Here is a 349-nt window from a genome sequence, read left to right on the forward strand (position 1 = left end):
TTGGATCACTGTCTGGATCATATTGATCGGCAGAGGTGATTTCAACCGTATTTAAATATTCATTGGCTGCTCCCGTTGGGGCTTCTACTACAGCATTAAACGTTAAGCTTACCGTGTCTGTACCTAATGGCACACTTAATCCGGTCCAATCGATTTGGTTGCCTGTGGCTACGCCTGTGTTGCTTATTGCTGTGATTGTGCTGTAACCTACTGGTAATATATCTTGTACTGATACGCCTGTGGCAGCTACACTACCCGCATTGCTTAAGCTTATCGTGAAGGTTACTACATCGCCTACATTTGGTGTGGCATCACTTACTGTTTTATTAATACTTAAATCTGAGGTTTG

General features: G+C 43.0%; 1 protein-coding gene. It reads right to left on the bottom strand.

Annotation, left to right across the window (positions count from 1 at the left end):
* Positions 1-349: DUF11 domain-containing protein (locus tag ACXAG4_RS15525; RefSeq protein ID WP_475297010.1), on the bottom strand; the 349-nt coding region annotated here is incomplete at both ends.

This window comes from Seonamhaeicola sp. ABD4_175, assembly GCF_056160885.1.